The following is a 1,277-nucleotide window of genomic DNA, read 5'->3' as shown; positions in this document are numbered from 1 at the left end:
CGCGCGCGAAGCCCGTGCCGAGGCGATGGCCGTGGTCGGCAGCCTGGTCGGCGCGATGTCGCTGGCGCGCGCCGTCGACGATCCGCGCCTGTCGCGCGCGCTGCGCGAGGCCTGCCGGCAGTCCCTGAAACACCGCCGGGGTTGAGCGCCGATCCGCAGGCGGCGCAACCCGGCTTTCGTCCGACGCATGACGGTCGTCATGCGAATTCACCCGCTCATCTCCTGGAAGGACACCTCATGAAGATCAAGGACTCCGTCGCGCTGGTCACCGGCGCCAACCGCGGCCTCGGCCGTGCCTTCGCCGCCGCGCTGCTGGCCGGTGGTGCCCGCAAGGTCTACGCGGCCGCGCGCGACCCGGGCAGCGTCACGCTCGCCGGCGTCACGCCGGTCCAGCTGGACGTGACGAACGCGCAGCAGGCGGCGGCGTTGGCGCGCGAGCTCGGCGACGTGTCGCTGCTGATCAACAACGCCGGCATCCTGCGCGGCACCGGCCTGCTGGAGGCCGGCTCGGTGGAGGCGGCGCGCGCGAGATGGAAACGCACTTCTTCGGCCCGCTGCAACTGAGCCAGGCCTTCGCACCGGTGCTCGCGCGCAACGGCGGTGGCGCCATCCTCAACATCCTGTCGGTGCTGAGCTGGATCAGCATGCCGGGCGTCAGCACCTATTGCGCGTCGAAGGCGGCCGAATGGTCGCTGACCAACGGCCTGCGCAACGAGCTGCGCGCGCAGGGCACGCAGGTCGTCGGCCTGCACGTGGGCTACATGGACACCGACATGGTCCGCGGTGTCGACGCCGCGAAGTCCGCGCCCGAGGACGTGGTGCGCCAGGCCTTCGCGGTGCTCGAGTCCGGCGGCTACGAGGTGCTGGCCGACGAGATCAGCCGCCAGGTGCGCCAGGGCCTGTCGGCCGAGCCGGCGGTCTACGCGGGGAGCTGACGGCGCGAGAGGGTGGACGCCGACCCCGGAAGGCCCTAGAAGAACCCGGCCTTGCCGGCCGCCGCCACCGCGGACTTCACCAGCTCGGCCACCTGCGCGTTGGCGTCGTCGTCGCTCGGTGCGCGGGTCTTGGCGGTCCACATCAGGCGTGCGCTGGCCACGTCGGTGAGCTGGCTGTTGGCGCCGTAGGCGGTTTGGGTCTTGCCGCCACCGATCGGCAGCGAGATGCCGACCCCGCCGCCCACCGAGCGGCCGAAGCCGCCCAGCCCGACACCGATCGACGGACCGGGCTGCACCAGCGTGGCGTCGGGGCCGACCGCGGTCAGCCACACCGCCTTCGCG

General features: G+C 72.7%; 2 pseudogenes. One reads left to right on the top strand and one right to left on the bottom strand.

Annotated features, from left to right (window positions below):
• The first annotated feature begins 237 nt into the window (after window positions 1-237).
• Window positions 238-935, top strand: a pseudogene (locus x551_RS22395) (SDR family oxidoreductase).
• A 35-nt stretch (window positions 936-970) separates the two neighbouring features.
• Here x551_RS22395 and x551_RS26075 read toward each other — a convergent pair.
• Window positions 971-1,277: pseudogene (locus tag x551_RS26075) on the bottom strand (hypothetical protein); the annotation flags it as partial.

The sequence above is a fragment of the Methylibium sp. T29 genome (assembly GCF_000576205.1).
GTDB classification, from domain to species: domain Bacteria; phylum Pseudomonadota; class Gammaproteobacteria; order Burkholderiales; family Burkholderiaceae_C; genus Methylibium; species Methylibium petroleiphilum.
The sequence above is the reverse complement of the archived record's forward strand: the minus strand, read 5'-3'. Positions and strand labels throughout refer to the sequence as shown.